This window comes from Streptomyces sp. NPDC086777 (assembly GCF_040702065.1).
Classification (GTDB): domain Bacteria; phylum Actinomycetota; class Actinomycetes; order Streptomycetales; family Streptomycetaceae; genus Streptomyces.
Genome location: NZ_JBFBJI010000001.1, coordinates 369001 through 386657, shown reverse-complemented (window position 1 = coordinate 386657; position 17657 = coordinate 369001). Strand labels below are relative to the sequence as shown.

The following is a 17657-nucleotide window of genomic DNA, read 5'->3' as shown; positions in this document are numbered from 1 at the left end:
ACGGGTGTCCTGACCTTGTGATTCCTTCCCGGAAGCTCACCCGAACGGCGTAACGTGCGGGCTAGGCGGTGGCCCGCCAGAAGTCCTGCATGAAGGCGGTCGTGGTCGGACCCGTCATCGCCGTCTGTGTCAACAGGACCGTGACCGCGCCGGTGGCCGGGACGAGGTGCGCGGTGGTGCCGGTGCCGCCGACCCAGCCGTAGCGGCCCGGTACCGACCAGGGCTCGGCCGGGGCGACGTCGACCGAGCCGCCGTACCCCCAGCCCTGGCCCTCCAGGAAGAGGGTGGCGCGCTCGCGCTGGGCCGCCGTCAGGTGGTTGGTGGTCATACGGCTCACCGAGGTGGCGGTCAGCAGCCGGCGGCCGTCCGGGGCGGCGCCGACGTTCAGCAGCAGCCGGGCGAAGGCCAGCCAGTCGTCGGCCGTGGAGACGAGGCCGCCGCCGCCCGAGGGGAAGCGCGGCGGGCTGCTGTAGGCGCCGTCCGGAGTGTCCGTCAGGTGCAGGGTGCCGTCCGCGGCGGGGGCGTAGGACGAGGTGAAGCGGTGCCGTTTCGCCGCGGGCACCTCGAACGCCGTGTCCCGCATGCCCAGCGGCTCGAAGATCCGCTCCGCCAGGAAGTCGGGGAAGGAACGGCCCGACACCCGGGCGACCAGAATGCCCTGGAGGGCGGACGCGGTGCCGTACAGCCAGGCCTCGCCCGGCTGGTGCAGCATCGGCACCTGGCCGAGCAGGCCCAGCCAGGTGTCCGGGTCCGGCCAGTCCCGGAAGGGGATGCCGTGGTCCTGCACCGCGAACAGGGCCTGCGCGGCGGGCAGGGAGAAGTCGTCGGGCAGACCCCAGCCGGCGCGGAAGCTGAGCAGGTCCTCGACGGTGACCTGGCGGACCGCCGGCACCACGTCGTCCACGGGACTGCCGGGCGTACGGACCACCATCGGCTTCGCCAGCTCCGGGAGCCAGTCGGCCACCGGGTCGCCGAGCCCGATCCGGCCCTCGTCCACCAGCATCAGCACCGCGGCGGCGGTGATCGGCTTGGTGAGCGACGCGATCCGGAACACCGAGTCCCGGGCCATCGGGGCGGACCCCTCGACGTCGGTGTGCCCGACGGCGACCACCTCGACGTCGTCACCGCGGGCCACGAGCCCCACGGCTCCCGGGACGGTGCCGGCCTCGACGTGGCGGTGCAGGGTGGCGTGCAGCGGGGAGAGGGTCATCGGTCGTCCTTCCGGTGGGCGCGGTGTCGGGGGATACGACTCCCGCACCCGCGGAAAGTCATCGCGAGTGCCGACCCGCACGCTTGCGGAACGTCGTCGCCAGGGCCGCCTTGCACGTTCGTGGAACGTCGTCGTGAGTGCCGACCCGCACGCTTGCAAGTCGTCGCCAGGGCCGACCTGCACGCTTGCGGAAGTCGTCGCCAGGGCCGACCCGCACGCTCGTGGAACGTCGTCGCGAGGGAACGGCCGTGCGCCGCCGGGACGTCAGCGCGAGGGCTGGGTGCCCGCGGGGTCCACGGTCGCCTGGTGGGACTCGGCCAGATGCTCCTCCGCCTTCAGCCAGGGAAGGAACTGCGCGCCCTTCTGCCAGCCGCAGGTGTCGCATTTGATCGTGCGCTGCACCCCCGTGCGCTGCACCCGGACCACGTGCTCCCGGCCGTGCTGGTCCCAGCGGCTGACCTTGCTCTCGTCGATCTGCGACATTGACGCCTCCGGAGTCTGTGCCCGGTCTGCTGTTCGGCACGTGTCGACGGCGGTCGACGGCAAGGAGTGTGCAGCAAGACCAACATCAACGGGGATTTCTTCACCGGGTTTTGTCGAGGATGTCCCCGGAGTTCACATGGCGCGGGAGAGCCGCCCGCGCGGGACGAGCAGGAGGTCAGGGCGGTCCGGCGGGTGCCTTCGCGGACGTCCCCCGGCCAACCTCCGGTTCAAGAGCCGGACTTGGTGTACCGGCGGAAACCCTGGACAGGGAATTGACCCTGGCTCAAGATGAAAGCGACCTTGTGAAGCGGCCACCGGCACGGAGAGGCGATGCTGCCGGATCCTCAACGTTTCCTGGCCGTTGCCGGCCGCCGGATCGCGCGTGCCGAGGGCGCGGCCCAGGTCGTCCGTGAGCTCTACCGGGTGACGGTCCCGGACCTGGCGGACGGGATGTTCGTCTACCTCGGCGACCACCCGCCGGACGGGTCGGAGCCGGAGCGCCTGGAGTTGGACGGGGTCACCGCCGAACTCGGCGGCGCCATGGGCGGATCGCCGCCGCGGTCGAGGCCGGTGGCGCCCGACGGCGCGCTCGCCGCGCTGCTGCGCTGCGGCCGGACACGCGGCCGTGGCCCGGACGACGTGGACGACGCGCTGAGCGAACTCCTGGGCACGGCACCCCGGCTCCCGCAGGGCAACCGGGTCCTGCTCGCCCCGCTGCGCGCCCCCGACGCCGTGGTGGGCGTCGCGGTGTTCCTGCGGCGCCCGGACCGGGAGGACTTCGTGGACGACGACATCGCCCTGGCCGACGCGCTGTCGGCGCAGACCGCGCTCGGTGTGCGCGAGGACGCCCTCGCCGCCGCGCCGCCCCTCGCGCCGAAGGCCCCGGACGAGGACCGCCTGCGCTACGTCGGCGCCGCCACCCGGCGGATCGCCCGCGGCTTCGACACCGACGAGATCGTGCTCGGCCTGTGCCGGGCCGCCGTACCGACGTACTCCGACGCGGCCCTCGTCTACCTGCGCGACCCGCTGCCGGTCGGCGACGAACGCCCCAACGGGCCCGCCGTACTGCGGCTGCGCCGCACCGACCGGCTCAAGGGCCCCGGCGCCGAGCTGGTCTGGCCCGTGGAGACGGTGGACGACGAACAGGACTACCTGGACGCCTCCGACTGGAGCGAGGTGGTACCCGGCGGCGCCCTCGCCGAGGTGCTGCGCGGGGTCCGGCCGGTGTTCGCCGACACCCCGCCGACCCGCGCCGCGCTCGGCGAACTCGTCGGCGCGGACAGCGCGCTGAACGACTGGGTCGGCTCGCACGCCATCCTCGCCCCGCTGCGCGGCCGCCGCCGGGTCACCGGCGCCGTCGTCTTCCTGCGCCGCCCCGAGCGCCCGGCGTTCGAGCCCGCCGACCTGCTGGTCGCCGCCCAACTGGCCACCCACACCGCGCTCGGCGTCGACAAGGCCGTCCTGTACAGCAGGGAGGCCTTCATCGCCGACCGGCTGCAGCGCGCCATGCTCCCGCAGACGCTGCCGCGGCCCACCGGCGTCCGGCTCGCCTCCCGCTACCTGCCGGCCGCCGAGACCGCGCGGGTCGGCGGCGACTGGTACGACGCGATCCCGCTGCCCGGCAGCCGGGTGGCGCTGGTCGTCGGCGACGTCATGGGCCACTCCATGACCTCGGCGGCGGTCATGGGCCAGCTGCGCACCACCGCACTGACCCTGGCCGGCCTCGACCTGCCCCCGCAGGAGGTCCTGCACCACCTCGACGAACAGGCCCAGCGGCTCGGCACCGACCGCATGGCCACCTGCCTGTACATCGTCTACGACCCGGTCTCGCACCGCATCACCGTCGCCAACGCGGGCCATCCGCCGCCGATCCTGCTGCACCCCGGCGGCAAGGCCGAGGTCCTCACGGTGCCGCCGGGCGCCCCGATCGGCGTCGGCGGCATCGACTTCGAGGCGGTCGAGCTGGACGCCCCCACCGGGGCCACCCTGCTCCTGTACACCGACGGCCTGGTCGAGTCCCGGCTGCGTGACGTGTGGACCGGCATCGAGCAACTGCGCGAGAAGCTGGCCGCCACCGCCCAGCTGACCGGGCCCGACCGGCCGCCGCCCCTCGAAGCCCTGTGCGACGAGGTGCTCGACATGCTCGGCCCGGGCGACCGGGACGACGACATCGCGCTGCTCGCCGCCCGCTTCGACGGCATCGCGCCCAGCGACGTGGCGTACTGGAGCCTGGAGCCGGAGGTCGGCGCGCCCGGCCGGGCCCGCCGGCTCACCCGGCAGGCCCTGGCCGGCTGGGGTCTGGAGGACCTCACCGACACTGCCGAGCTGCTGGTCAGCGAGATCGTCACCAACGCCGTGCGGCACGCCTCCCGGCCGATCAGCCTGCGACTGCTGCACACGGATGTGCTGCGCTGCGAGGTGGGCGACGACGTGCCGCAGCTGCCGAGGCTGCGGCAGGCGAAGGCGACCGACGAACACGGCCGGGGGCTCTATCTGGTGCACCGGCTGGCCCGGCGCTGGGGGACGACCCGGCTCGGTACCGGCAAGATCGTGTGGTTCGAGCTGGGCGGCGGCGGAGGCTGAGTGCGCCGTCGGGGGTGCCGCGGTATGCCGTCCGTGGTACCCCAGCACCCCTTCAGGCCGCAGCTCAGCCCACCGTTCGGGGTAGGCGCAGGCTGAGCAGGCCAGTCAGCAGTGCGAGGGCCAGCTGCACCAGGAGGGTGGTGACCAGGGCGTCCCGCACGCCCTGGTGCGGGACCAGGGAGAGGAACAGGGTGCCCAGGGTGGCCACGCCGAGGGCGAGCGCGGACTGCTGGGTGGTGACCATCACGCCGCTGCCCACCCCGGCCCGCGCCGGCGGTACCTCCGACATCACGAGCCGCAGCACGTTGGGCAGTTGCAGGGCCTGACCGGCGCCGCCGACGGCGACCCCGGGCAGCAGCCCGGTGAAGTCCAGGTGCGGCCAGTCCCGCCGGGCGGCGAGCACGATGAGGACGATGCCGACCAGCTGGATCACCGACCCGGCGGTCACCACCCGGCTGCCGTACCGGGCGATCAGCCGCGGCCCGGCGAGCGAGACGAACAGGAAGGCGACCGCCATCGGGGCGAGTGCCATCCCCGCCGCGACCGGACCCAGGTGCTCCCCGCTCTGCAGGGCCACGGCGATCACGAACATGAAGCCGCTGAACCCGATCGAGAACGGCACCATCAGCACCAGTCCCCGGCGCAGCGAGGTGAGTTCGAACAGGCTCGGCGGGACCAGCGGCGTACGGCCCGCCCGGTCGGCGCGGCGCTCCACGGTGTAGAAGGCGACGGCCACGCCCGGGAACGCGGCCAGCGACAGCCACGTCCACAGCGGCCAGCCCGCCGCGCGGCCCTCGGTGAGCGGGGCGAGGAGGGTGAGCAGGGAGAGGGCGAGCAGCACCGTGCCGGCCCCGTCGACCGGCTCGGGCCTCTGCGACCTGGTCTCGGGCACGAACCGGGCGCCGAGCACCAGCCCGACGACCACGACCGGCACGTTGACCAGGAACACGGACCGCCAGCCGGTGCCCGCGACGTCGGCGGCGACCAGCACCCCGCCGAGGACCTGGCCGGCCACCATGGAGAGGCCGGCGGTGGCGCCGTACAGGCTCATGGCCCGGGCCCGGCGGCCGCCGCGGGTGGCGGCCTGGATCGTGGCGAGGACCTGCGGGAGCATCGCGGCGGACGCGGCGCCCTGGGCGACCCGGGCGGCCACCAGGGTCCAGGCGCTGGGTGCGAGTCCGCAGGCCAGCGAGGTCAGGCCGAACGCGGCCATGCCGCCGAGGAAGAGCCGGCGGCGCCCGAACAGGTCGCCGAGCCGCCCGCCGAGCACCAGCAGTACGGCGTAGGCGACGCCGTACCCGGCGACGACGAGTTCCAGGACCGCCTCGCCCGCGTGCAGGTCGGCGCCGATGGTGGGCAGGGCGACGTTGACGATGAAGAAGTCGATGAGCGGAAGCGCGGCGGCCAGCAGGACGGTGAACAGCCCCGGGCCGCCGAGCGCCGGTGGCGCGGCCGGGGACCGTACGGGCGCGGTGGTGACGGTTTCGGTCATGCACCCGAGCCTGCGGCCCGCCCCAGACTGGTACCAGAGTCTCCTTGTCCTGGTAGTAGAAGTACCTGGCAACAGGATCGGCGACGGGGCAGGCTGGAGGCATGACGACGACGGCACAGGAGAAGACGGCCCCGCGGCAGACGGCCGCCGCCCAGGGCCGGGGTGCGGACATCCGGCGGCACGAACTGGCCGCGTTCCTGCGCAACCGGCGGGAGCGGATCACCCCGGAGGAGGTGGGCCTGCCGCGTGGCACCCGCCGGCGCACGCCCGGCCTGCGCCGGGAGGAGGTCGCCCAGCTCTCCGCGGTCGGCGTCACCTGGTACACCTGGCTCGAACAGGCCCGGGACATCCAGGTCTCCGTCCAGGTCCTGGACGCCCTCGCCCGCACCCTGCGGCTCGACGGCTCCGAGCGCGCCCACCTCTTCCAGCTGGCCGAGGCCGTCGACCCGACCCCGGCCGCGAGCTGCACGGGCGTCACCCCGGCGCTGCAGGAGATGCTCCGCGCCCTGGAACCCCTGCCGGCCTGCGTCCAGAACAGCCGCTACGACATCCTCGCCTACAACCGCACCTACGCCCGCCTGCTGTGCGACCTCGACGCGGTCCCGCCCGAGGACCGCAACTGCATGATCCTCGCGTACACCAACCCCGAGTGGTGCCGCTCGATCGTGCACCTGGAGGAGACCCGCCGCCTGATGGCCGCGAAACTCCGCGCGTCGTTGGCCGGCCATCTCGCCGAGCCGGCGTGGAAGATGCTGGTGAAGCGGCTGGCCGCGGAGTCCGCGGAGTTCCGTGCGAACTGGGAGCGCTACGAGGTGGTGGGCCTGCGCTCCAGGACCAAGCAGTTCCTCAACCCGTACGTCGGCCACCTCACCCTGGAACACACGGACCTGTTCCTCAACCCCGCGTCCGGGGCGCGGATGGTCACCTACGTCCCGGCCGACGAGGACACCCGGGAGCGCCTGGAGCGACTGCACGACCTGGCGCGGACGGGGACGGCGCAGCCGAACTCCTGACCGGGTCACGGGAATTCGTTCGCACAACTGAGTACGCGTACTCAGGACCGGGGCGCCGTCCGCCACGGACCATGCAGGAGCGAGAGGAATCGGCGACACGGCGAACGGCGAATCCGCGAAACGGCGAATCCGTGAAACGGCGAAACGGCGAATCGACGACCGGCCACGGGGGAGAAGACGATGGAATCCGGCCCGGCCCGCACCGTTGTCCGGCTGATGCTCACGAACCGCCTGTCGGCGGCCTACCTGGTCCTGGTCGCCGTCGTCATCGCCAAGGCCGTCGCCGACTCCGCACACGCGGACGAGCACGGCTCCGACTACGCCTGGCTCTGGCCGCCCCTGGTCACGTTCCCGGTCTTCCCGCTGCTCGCGGCGCTCGGCAGGACGGCCTGGCGCGCGGACACCCCGAACTGGTTCTTCGTCGGCACCGTCGTCGTCTCGGCGCTGCTGCAGTCCCTCGCCCTGGGCACCCTGCGCCAGGCCGTCCTGGCCCGGCACCGGCGCTCGGAGATCAGCTGTTCGTGACGCACATCGCCCAGGCGACCAGGCTCGTGCTACCCCTCGCGTACCAGCCGTCGAGACAGCCGGGCCGCGGCGTTTTCGCGCGGGGGAAGGAACGATTGCGGCCGTTTTCGGCGCCGCGGGCCGGTCAGACGCGCTCGGCGCTTCCCAGGGCCGCGCGGATCTCGGGGGCCGCCAGCCGCTCCGCGGCCCGCTCCGCCGTGGCACGGGCCCAGCCGCCGTTCGTCACGGCGCCCAGGAGCAGGACCGCGAGGCCGCAGCCGGCCAGGATCCACCAGCCGGGGCGGGCGGCGTCCACGAACCGGCCGGCGTACGACGAGGAACCGATCCCGGAGGCCAGCACCGCGCCGATCACCGCGACGCCCAGGGTCTGGCCGAGCTGTCGGCTGGTGGAGGCGACCGCGGCCGCGACGCCGGCCTGGGACCTCGGCATGCCGGAGACCGCGGTGTTGGTGATCGGGGCGTTCACGAAGCCGAAGCCGATGCCGAACAGGACGTAGCCGAAGAAGAGGGTGGTGTTCGAGGTCTCCGCCTCGAACGCGGCGAACAGGACCGCGCTCGCGGTCATCGCGGTGCCGGCGATCACCAGCGGCAGCCGCGGGCCCCGGCTGCCGACGAGGCGGCCGGCCAGCGGGGCGCACAGGAACATCGGGACCGCCATCGGCAGCATCCACAGGCCCGCGTGCAGGGCGTCCAGGCCGCGCACGTTCTGCAGGTACAGCGTGGAGAGGAACAGGAAGCCGCCGAGGGACGCGAACGCGCTGATCGCGATCACGGTCGCGCCGCTGAACGGTGCCGAGCGGAAGAACCGCAGGTCGATCAGGGGTTCGTCGCGGCGCGGTTCGTACCACAGGAGGCCCAGCAGGGCGGCGAGGGCCACCGCGGCGAAGGGCAGGACGGTGTCCGTGCCCGCGGTCGGGGCCTCGATGATCGCGTACGTCAGCGAGCCGAACAGGGCGATGACCAGCACCTGGCCGACCGGGTCGGGACGGCGGGCCTTCGGCGCCCGGGACGCCGGCACGAAGCGCAGCGTCAGCAGGACGGCCGCCAGGCCCACCGGGAGGTTGACCCAGAAGATCGCCCGCCAGCCGACCGACTCCACGAGCAGGCCGCCGACCAGTGGCCCGGCGGCCATGGATATGCCGACCACCGCACCCCACACGCCGATGGCCCGGGCCCGCTCGCGCGGGTCGGTGAAGGTGTTGGTGATGATCGACATCGCGACCGGGTTGAGCATCGAGCCGCCCACCGCCTGGATCATGCGGAACGCGATCAGCGAGTCGAGGTTCGGCGCGAGGGAGCAGAGCAGGGAGCCGATCGAGAAGACGACCAGGCCGGTCATGAAGACCTTCTTGCGGCCGACCCGGTCGCCGGTGGAACCGGCGAGCATCAGCAGCGACGCGAGGACCAGGGTGTACGCGTCGATCGTCCACTGCAGGCCCGCCGTCGAGGCGTGCAGCTCGCGCTGCATGGACGGCAGGCCGACATTGAGCGCGGTCGTGTCGAGACTGACGATGAGCAGGCTCATGCAACAGATCGCGAGGACGAGCATGCGGCGGCGGGGGCTGAGCTCGGGCATGGCCACATCGTACGCCCATTTCGATAGTGCGTCTAACTAATGAGTGATACATGATCGTGACGGTGGGTGCGGGAGGAGCGGTTGTCCACAGGGCCGACGAGCACCGCGCGGCGTACGGGACAATGGGGGAATGCCCGAGCCCACGTCCCCCCTCCAGGTCGGCCCGCACACCGTCCGGCCGCCGGTCGTCCTCGCCCCCATGGCGGGGATCACCAACGCGCCCTTCCGCACCCTGTGCCGGGAGTTCAGCGGCGGCAAGGGGCTGTTCGTCAGCGAGATGATCACGACCCGGGCGCTGGTCGAGCGCAACGAGAAGACCATGCAGCTGATCCGCTTCGACGAGACCGAGAAGCCCCGGTCCATCCAGCTGTACGGCGTCGACCCGGCCACCGTGGGCAAGGCCGTCCGCATGATCGCGGAGGAGGGTCTGGCCGACCACATCGACCTGAACTTCGGCTGCCCGGTCCCGAAGGTGACGAGGAAGGGCGGCGGGTCGGCCCTCCCGTACAAGCGGAACCTGCTCCGCGCCATCCTCCGCGAGGCCGTCTCCGGCGCCGGTGACCTGCCCGTCACCATGAAGATGCGCAAGGGCATCGACGACGACCACATCACCTACCTCGACGCCGGCCGGATCGCCGTCGAGGAGGGCGTCACCTCCATCGCCCTGCACGGCCGCACCGCCGCCCAGCACTACGGCGGCACCGCCGACTGGGAGGCCATCGCCCGCCTGAAGGAGCACGTCCCGGAGATCCCCGTGCTCGGCAACGGCGACATCTGGTCGGCGCAGGACGCGCTCAGGATGGTCCGCGAGACGGGCTGCGACGGAGTCGTGGTCGGCCGCGGCTGCCTGGGCCGCCCGTGGCTCTTCGCGGACCTCGTCGCCGCCTTCGAGGGGCGTCCGGAGGACGTCCTGGAGCCGTCCCTCCGCGAGGTCGCCGATGTCATGGTCCGGCACGCGACCCTGCTCGGCGAGTGGCTCGGCGACGAGTCCAAGGGCGTCGTCGACTTCCGCAAGCACGTCGCCTGGTACCTGAAGGGCTTCGCGGTCGGCAGCGAGATGCGCAAGAGGCTCGCCATCACGTCCTCGCTGGCCGACCTCCGCGCCGGCCTGGACGAACTGGACCTCGACCAGCCCTGGCCCACCGGCGCCGACGGCCCCCGCGGCCGTACGTCCGGCAACAACCGGGTGGTGCTGCCGGACGGCTGGCTGAAGGACCCCTACGACTGCGCGGGCCTCACCGAGGACGCGGAACTGGACACGTCCGGCGGCTGAGCGCCCTGCGGGGGGCGCCGGGGGTACCCCCGGCCTTCGGCCGGGGGAGGAACCGCGGGACCGGCCACGACGGTGCCGCGGCCGAATGACGATGGCCGCGGCACCTCCACCGCACGCTCAGTTGGTCTTCGGGTGCGGCGTGGACCCGTAGGCCGCCAGGAACTTGTCGCGGAACGCGCTCATCTTCCACACCGGGGCGGTGTGCGCGGGCTGCAGACCGTCGGTCCAGTTCCAGGAGTCGATCGCGTCCAGCACCTTCGGGTCCTTGGCGACGATCGAGATCGGCACGTCACGGCTGGCGTGGTTGCCGCTGACCCGGGCGATCGGCTGGTGGTCGCCGAGGAAGACGAGCACCGTGTTGTCGTTGCCGTAGCGCTCCAGCCACTCGGTGAGCGCGGTCACCGAGTACTGGACCGACTTGCCGTACTCCTGACGGGACTTGGTGGTGTCGGCGATGACGTCGGACGCCTTGTTGCCGGCCTTCTGGATGGCGTTGAAGACCGAGCCGTCGCCCAGCTGGTCCCACGGCACCATCTTCGGGATCGGCGCCCACGGCTGGTGGCTGGAGGTCAGGATCAGGAACGACAACCGGGACTTGCCGTCGGCCGGCTTCTTGCTGTGCACCCGGTCCTGGAACTGCTGGAGCGCGTACTGGTCGGGCATCGTCGACCAGCTGAACTTCGGTCCCTTGTAGCCGAGCTGGAAGGCGTTGTAGACCTTGTCGAGGCCGTAGTAGCTCTGCTCCGGCCAGCCCTTCTGGATACCCGGCATCACGCCGACCGTGTCGAAGTCACCGGTCTTCTGGAACGCCTTGGTGATGCTCAGGTGGTCGCTGGCCATGACGGTCCGGTAGCGCTGCTGGTTGCTGACCCACAGGCCGGACATGGTGGTGGAGTGCCCGAGCCAGCTGCTGCCGCCGTAGGTCGCCGACGTCAGCCAGCCGCTCTTCGCGTGGAAGCCGGCCTTCGCGAGGGCCTGGGTCCGGACGGCGAGCGTGTTGTCGACGCCGGGTGCCTCGATCGGGTCCTCGATGGCGCTGCGGCCGTAGCTCTCGATGAACGTGAAGACGACGTCCTTGCCGCGCAGGCTGGTCAGCAGCTGGTCGGGCGGGGTGTTCCCGAAGGCGTCCACCTTGGCGACCTTCCGGAACTCCGACTCGTCGTGCAGGGTGTCCCGCACCTGCTGCGACCTGACCTTCAGCGCGACGGCGGTGCGGTCGGAGGCCAGCGGCACGCCGTTGAAGCCCTGGAGCCCGAAGGAGGAGCAGGTGATCCAGACGACGCCCGCGATCAGCGTGCCCCGGGTGGCCCGCCCCGGATGCCGGGCCAGCAGATTGCTCAGCCGTACCGTCGCCAGGGCGAGCAGCACGAACAGGAGCAGCAGGAGGACGACGGCACTGACGCTCACGGCGACGGTGGCGGTCCGCCCCAGTGTGTCCTCCAGGTACGACTCGGCGTCGCCGAGCAGGCTCCAGTCCAGGACCGGGTTGAAGTTCCGGCCGAGGTATTCGTAGAACCCCATGTCCATGAAGTTGATCAGGGTCAGCGCGCCGAGCACGACGCCGAACACCATGGCCAGCACGATCCGGGGCCGCCGGGGCAGCACCAGCGCGACAGCGGCGGCGATGACCCCCTCGGACGGTATCCGCAGGAACTTCGCCGGCCCGAGCCCGACGAGGGAGTTCGGCATCACCAGCGCCGCGATCACGAGCGCCGCGCAGAGTACGGTGACGCCGGTCGACAGCGCGGAGGACGCGGTGGGATGCGCGTCCCGCCAGGCCTGCCGCCGCTCCCGGACCCGCCCACTCCACGCGGTCCACCCGCGACGCCGCGGCCGGAGGCCACCGTCCGGGGCGGGGACGGTCTCCGCACCGCCGCCGGCGTCGTCGTCCGCGACGGCAGCCTCGGCCCCGGAACCGCCGTCCGCGTCGGCGGCGGCCTCGCCCCCGGAACCGCCGTCGGTGTCGGTGTCGGTGCCGGCGGCGGCGGCGTCGGCCTCGGGCTCGGAACCGGCTCCGGTGGCTTCGGCGGCCGCGGTCTCGGTGCCGGCGGTGCCTTCCGGCTCGGGACCGGCCTCGGCGCCGGTCTCGTGGGTCTCGTCGCTCGCTTCGGTCTCGTCGGTCGCTTCGGGGGCCGTCTCGCTCGGCTCGGCGACGGGCACGGCCTCGTCCGTGGTCACCGGACCGGCCTTCCGGGGCTGCTCGGCGGTGGGCTCGGGAGCGCCGGACGCCTCGGGGGCCGCCGCCGGCTCGGAGTCGGGGGCCTCGGATTCCTCGGGTGGGGTTTCGCGTTCGGACGGCCCGGACGGCGTGTCCGATGGCTGGCGAATGCTCGTGTGCTGAGACAACCCGGAGGTCCTTCCGTGCGCGACCCGTGAAACGGAAGCGGGCCAACGCTCGGAGGCCGGACCCGCCACTTGTCCGTACGGCCCTCATTAGGCCCGTGTTCAGGCCATTCGGCAAACACCGGGCAAACACAACGCCCCGTCGGAGGCAAGGCCCTTTCGGCATACGGCTGCGGGAAGCGCCCCGAATGGGGCGCTGGGGGTACCCCCGGCCGACGACCCCCACCCGCCCCCTCTACGCGCCGCCCACGGCAGTCAGCAGCGCCAGCGGAGCCGCCGCCGACCGAGACTCCCGCACGCACGCATGCGGATACGGCACCGGCTCCGGATGCGAGTCCCTCCCGTACCCGGCCAGCACCTCCGGCAACCGGTGCCCGCCCGCCGTCGCCGCGTCGACCAGCCCGTGCGCCACGGTCCGGGCCTCGTCGTGCAGCCCGTACCGGGCCAGCCCCAGCGCGATCAGCGCGTTGTCGTGCGGCCACACCGACCCACGGTGATACGACAGCGGGTGGTACGCCGCCTGCCCCGCGGCCAGCGTCCGCACCCCCCACCCCGAGAAGAAGTCCGGCTCCAGCAACCGCCGCCCGACCACCTCCCCGTACTCCTTGTCCAGCAGCCCGGACCACAGCAGATGCCCGGCGTCCGAGGCGAGCGCGTCGACCTGCCGGCCCTCGCCGTCGAGGGCCAGCGCGGGGAAGGACGCCTCCCGCATCCAGAAGTCCTGCTGGAACCGGTCCCGCAGATCACCGGCGGCCTGCTCCAGGAGCGCCGCGTACGTCTCGTCGGCCCACACCGTCCGCGCCAGCCACGCCGTCCGGCGCAGCGCGTCGTACGCGTACCCCTGCGCCCCCGCCGCCATCACGGTCCCCATCGGCCGGCTGCCGTCGGCGGAGCAGATCGCGCCGGGGGAGTCCTTCCAGTTCTGGTTGGCGAGGCCGCCCTTGTCCGCGCGGTAGACCAGGTAGCCGCGCGAGGTCAGGCCGCCGTGGTCGAGCATCCACCCGACGGCCGCGCGGGCGTGGCGTTCGAGCCGCCGGGCCATCCCGGCGTCCCCGGTCTGCTCGACGTACGCGCCGAGCAGGATCAGGAACAGCGGTGTCGCGTCCACCGAGCCGTAGTAACGCCCGTACGGCACCTGCCCGAAGTGGGCCAGTTCGCCGTGGCGCACCTCGTGGACGATCTTCCCGGGCTGGGCCACGGAGTGCGCGCCGGTCTCGGTGGCCTGGGTGGCGGCGAGGGCGGGCAGAGTGGCGGCGGCCAGGCGGGGCCGGTAGGGCAGGGCGAAGAGGGAGGTGAGCAGGGCGTCGCGGCCGAGCAGGGTGAGGAACCAGGGAGCCCCGGCCGCCGGGACCCTGAGCTCCTCGCCGTCCGGTCCGGTGGCCGGCACCTGGAGCGCGGCGAGGTCGGAGAGGCCGCGGGCGCAGGCCGCCGCCAGCTCGGGCCAGCCGGTCGGGAAGGCCACGCCCTCCACGAACTCGCCCTCCAGCGCGAGGAGCTGTTCGTTCAGCGCGGCCGGGTCGCGGGGCACCCGCAGCGCCCGCTTGTCGCCGTACGGGCGTGCCATCACCCGGACCAGCAGCTCGGTGGTGCCGTGCGGTGCCAGCTCCAGCGTCCACACCATCCGCCGGGCGCCGGTCCCGGTCTCCTCCACGCCGTCCGGGGCCGGCTCGGCGGTGATCGTCGTACAGGACCGCCACTCGCCCCGGCGGTAGCCGAACTCCAGCCCGTCGTCGAGGACGTGGCGGGAGCGGACGGCGCCGGACTTGGCGTAGGTGCGATGGTCGGCGCGGAGCTCGAACTGGTCGGTGAAGTCGGCGTCGGCGGTGATCGCGAGCCGGATCGTGGTCGGCACCGGACGGTTGCTGGTGACCCGCAGGGACTCGACGAACGAGCCGTCGCCGACGGCCTGTTCCCGGAAGAGCGTGTGCGCGGGCGGCTCCTGGCGGCCGCCGCGCGGGACCAGGACGCAGCGCGTGCCGTCCCCGTCGGCGACCGGGGTGAGCACCTCGGGCAGCGCCCCGTCCACCGTCAGCTGCCAGCGGCTGAGGTGCCGCGCGTCCCGTACGAATAACCCGTCCGGGGAGCCGCCGCCCCGCACGCCGCTGATGTCGCCGCGGTCGTCCACAGCCGCGAACGTCGTGCCGTGCACGAGCAGATGATGCCGGTCCGTCATCCCCGGTCCCCTCCTTCGTTCCTCTGGTCGAACGTGCGGTGCCCCCCGAGGACACCCCGTTTTGTCAGCTCTTGTGCAGGTTTTGACGTTCGGTATGTGGCTCTTCGTGCGACGTGGTGGGTAGTGCCGCGTGCCGCCGGTGGTGCAGGTCCAGCGCCAGCGCCGCCGTCCAGCTGAACCCGGTCGCGCCGCACGCCGCACCGGTGTGCGGGTCGACGTACTCGGCGAACCCGCTCGCCTCGGCCGTCCGTACCGCCGCCTCGCCGAGCGCGTCGGCCCGCTCCCGCTCGCCGTGCTCGCGCAGCCCCCGCTCCAGCAGCCAGCCGGTGTTGAACCAGGCGGGCCCGCGCCAGTAGCGGTGCGGGTCGAAGGCCTCGCCGAGCAGGTCGTAGCTGGGCACCAGGCCGGACCCGGTGCCGAAGTGCGGGCCGTCCAGGGTGCGCACCAGTGCGGTGGCGATCTCCCGGGGCAGGCCGGGCACCAGCAACGGGACCAGCCCGGAGACCCCGCGCTCGGGGACGAGCACACCGCCCGTGCCACCGGCACCACCCGTGCCACCGACACCACCCGTGCCGCCCCGTAGGTCCCGGCAGAGGAAGATCTCCTTCTCCGGGTCCCACAGCCGGTCCACCAGCGCCGCCGTCAGCCGCTCCGCCCGCGCGTGCCGGGCCGTGCCGGGCGCGCCCAGCTCCCGCGCGATGCGGGCGAGGGCGTGCTCGGAGGCGATGAGCAGTGCGTTGAAGGCGGGGTCCTCGACGGCGAAGTCCCTGGTCCGGTCGGTGTATCCGGCGTCCCGGTAGTCGGCCGCCAGCCGCACGTACCGCCCGTAGTCCAGGTCGGTCGGCCGGTCCTCGGCCGCGCCGTGGTCCAGGTCGGCCCGCCGGAAGGAGCGCGCCGGGGCCGGGGTGACCCGGGCCAGCGGGGCGTCCCAGCAGGGGCTGTTGTCCATACCCTGTTCCCAGGGGTGCACGACGGAGGCCAGCCCGCCGCCGCCCAGGTCGCGCCGGTGCAGCAGATAGCGGTGCCAGGCGGCGAGCCGGGGGTGGACGCGGGCCAGGAAGCCCCGTGCCCGCGACAGGCCCGGGTCGGCCAGGTGCACCAGCCAGGCCGCCAGCGCGTGCACCGGTGGCTGCACGATCCCGGAGGTCTGTACGGTGCGCGGGGCGCCCGCAGCGCGCCCCGCGGTCGAGGAGCGCCAGAAGTCGGGGCTCGGGAAGTACGCGTCGAGGGGCACGGAGGGGTTGAACACGATGTGCGGGATTCGCCCGTCGCCCCACTGGGCGGCCAGCAGCGTCTCCAGCTCCGTCTGCGCGCGCAGCGGCGAGAGGTGCCTGAGGCCGATCGCGATGAACGCCGAGTCCCACGACCACTGGTGCGGATACAGGTTCCGGGAGGGCACGGTCGAACTGCCGGTCCAGTTCTCGTCGAGCACCTGTGCGGCTCTGACGTGCAGCGACCGTCGTGCGCCGGCGCCGGAGGCGGCGCGGGCGGGCGGCGGATCGTATGCAATGCCGCGGTCGGGCGCATGGGTGCTGAGCTGGGCAGTGCGATCCACTCGGGACTCCCCGAAGACGTCCGGCCGGCCGGGTTTGGCAGTGGCTACCGTAGGGTTACGTCTATTTAACACGCAAAACTCAATATGTAATGCAAGCTTGAGAAACACAAGGGGGTGCGCATGACCGGACGTCCCGGCAGGACCGGCAAGGGCGGCGGACAGGCGAGCGCCGGGGATCTGCTCGAACTGGTGCGCAACGGACGGGCCGTGACGCGCGGTGCGCTCCAGCAGGCCACCGGTCTCTCCCGCGCGACCGTCGGCCACCGCCTGGACCGTCTGTTCCGCGCGGGCTGGCTGCGCGAGGGCGCCGGCGGCCCGGTCGACTCCCCGCTGGGCGGCCGCCCCTCCATCACCCTCGAGTTCGACGACTCCCACGCGGTCGTCCTCGCCGCGGACCTGGAGACCCGCCACGCCCGCGCCGCCGTGCTCACGCTCACCGGCGAACTCCTCGCCGAGCACTCCGGCACCCTGGTCATCCAGGACGGACCGGAGGCCGTGCTCGGTGAACTCGGACGCTGGTTCGCCGAGTTGCTGGAGAAGGCCGGCCACCGTGCGACGGAGGTGTGCGGGATCGGCCTGGCGGTGCCGGGCCCGGTCGACACGGACACCGGCCGGGTCGTCCAGCCGCCGATCATGCCGGGCTGGGACGGCTACGACATAAGGGGCCGCCTGGCCAGGGCGTTCTCGGAGCACACGGGCGCGTCGGCCGTCCCGGTCCTGGTCGACAACGACGCGAACCTGATGGCGTACGGGGAGCAGCGCACCGGAGATCCGGACTGCTCGGCGTTCGTCCTCGTCAAGGTCTCGACGGGTATCGGCGCCGGGGTCGTGGTGAACGGCTCGATCTACCGCGGCATCGACGGCGGCGCCGGGGACATCGGCCACATCCGGGTGGGCGCGGAGGTGCAGTGCCGGTGCGGTTCCTACGGCTGCCTCGCCGCGGTCGCCAGCGGTGGTGCCGTGGCCCGCCGGCTGACGGAGGCGGGGATCCCGGCCGCGTCCGGGTCGGACGTGCGCGATCTGCTCGCCTCGGGCCATCCGGAGGCGGCCGCGCTGGCCCGGGAGGCCGGCCGCATGGTCGGGGACGTCCTGGCGACGGTCGTGACCCTGCTCAACCCGGGCGTCCTGATGATCGCGGGCGACCTCGCGGGCACCCCGTTCGTCACCGGTGTGCGCGAACTGCTCTACCAGCGGGCGCTGCCCCGCTCCACCGCTCATCTGGACGTCGTGACGTCACGGCTGGGGGAGCGGGCGGGCCTGGTGGGGGCCGGGGCGCTGGTCGTGGAGCATCTGTACGCCCCGGAGCGGGTCGAGGAGCGGTTGCTGGCGCTGGGCGTGTGAGGGTGTGTGACCGGCGCTGTTGCTGGCGCTCGGCGTGTGAGGGTGTGTGACCGGCGCGTTTCCGGTGGGTTCTGGTGTCCGTCCCCGCGT

At 73.1% G+C, this 17657-nt stretch carries 12 protein-coding genes; 5 read left to right on the top strand and 7 right to left on the bottom strand.

Annotated features, from left to right (window positions below; genetic code table 11):
• Nucleotides 1-61: 61 nt before the first annotated feature.
• Together AB0472_RS01740 and AB0472_RS01735 are read right to left on the bottom strand one after the other, a co-directional pair.
• Nucleotides 62-1210 (bottom strand): serine hydrolase domain-containing protein, encoded by a 1149-nt coding sequence (locus tag AB0472_RS01740; protein ID WP_366352425.1) that lies wholly within the window; start codon nt 1208-1210, stop codon nt 62-64.
• Between the two features lie 264 nt (nt 1211-1474).
• Nucleotides 1475-1693, bottom strand: coding sequence for a hypothetical protein (locus tag AB0472_RS01735; protein ID WP_366352423.1), 219 nt, complete (start codon nt 1691-1693; stop codon nt 1475-1477).
• A 330-nt stretch (nt 1694-2023) separates the two neighbouring features.
• Here AB0472_RS01735 and AB0472_RS01730 point away from each other — a divergent pair, with 330 nt between their 5' ends.
• On the top strand, nt 2024-4276 hold the full coding sequence (locus tag AB0472_RS01730) for a SpoIIE family protein phosphatase (RefSeq protein WP_366352422.1): 2253 nt from the start codon (nt 2024-2026) through the stop codon (nt 4274-4276).
• 64 nt (nt 4277-4340) lie between these two features.
• On the opposite strand, the gene AB0472_RS01725 is transcribed toward AB0472_RS01730, so the two are convergent.
• On the bottom strand, nt 4341-5768 hold the full coding sequence (locus AB0472_RS01725) for an MFS transporter (protein ID WP_366352420.1): 1428 nt from the start codon (nt 5766-5768) through the stop codon (nt 4341-4343).
• A 101-nt stretch (nt 5769-5869) separates the two neighbouring features.
• On the opposite strand from AB0472_RS01725, the gene AB0472_RS01720 reads away from it, so the two are divergent.
• Both AB0472_RS01720 and AB0472_RS01715 read left to right on the top strand, forming a co-directional pair.
• On the top strand, nt 5870-6781 hold the full coding sequence (locus tag AB0472_RS01720) for a helix-turn-helix transcriptional regulator (protein WP_366352419.1): 912 nt from the start codon (nt 5870-5872) through the stop codon (nt 6779-6781).
• Between the two features lie 180 nt (nt 6782-6961).
• Nucleotides 6962-7306, top strand: a complete 345-nt coding sequence (locus tag AB0472_RS01715) for a hypothetical protein (RefSeq protein ID WP_366352418.1) — start codon at nt 6962-6964, stop codon at nt 7304-7306.
• A gap of 124 nt (nt 7307-7430) precedes the next feature.
• Here the strand turns inward: AB0472_RS01715 and AB0472_RS01710 are convergent, their stop codons facing one another.
• Nucleotides 7431-8882, bottom strand: a complete 1452-nt coding sequence (locus tag AB0472_RS01710) for an MFS transporter (protein ID WP_366352416.1) — start codon at nt 8880-8882, stop codon at nt 7431-7433.
• Between the two features lie 130 nt (nt 8883-9012).
• On the opposite strand from AB0472_RS01710, the gene dusB reads away from it, so the two are divergent.
• Nucleotides 9013-10155, top strand: a complete 1143-nt coding sequence (gene dusB / locus AB0472_RS01705) for a tRNA dihydrouridine synthase DusB (protein WP_366352415.1) — start codon at nt 9013-9015, stop codon at nt 10153-10155.
• A 117-nt stretch (nt 10156-10272) separates the two neighbouring features.
• On the opposite strand, the gene AB0472_RS01700 is transcribed toward dusB, so the two are convergent.
• The 3 genes from AB0472_RS01700 to AB0472_RS01690 form a co-directional block, all read right to left on the bottom strand.
• Entirely contained in the window at nt 10273-11844 is a 1572-nt protein-coding gene (locus tag AB0472_RS01700; protein WP_366352700.1) for a sulfatase-like hydrolase/transferase, read from the bottom strand.
• 889 nt (nt 11845-12733) lie between these two features.
• Complete coding sequence (locus AB0472_RS01695; protein WP_366352414.1) at nt 12734-14671, bottom strand: glycogen debranching N-terminal domain-containing protein; 1938 nt, start codon at nt 14669-14671, stop codon at nt 12734-12736.
• 64 nt (nt 14672-14735) lie between these two features.
• Complete coding sequence (locus AB0472_RS01690) at nt 14736-16226, bottom strand: hypothetical protein (RefSeq protein WP_366352413.1); 1491 nt, start codon at nt 16224-16226, stop codon at nt 14736-14738.
• A gap of 120 nt (nt 16227-16346) precedes the next feature.
• On the opposite strand from AB0472_RS01690, the gene AB0472_RS01685 reads away from it, so the two are divergent.
• On the top strand, nt 16347-17567 hold the full coding sequence (locus AB0472_RS01685) for an ROK family protein (protein ID WP_366352412.1): 1221 nt from the start codon (nt 16347-16349) through the stop codon (nt 17565-17567).
• The last annotated feature ends 90 nt before the right edge of the window (nt 17568-17657 follow it).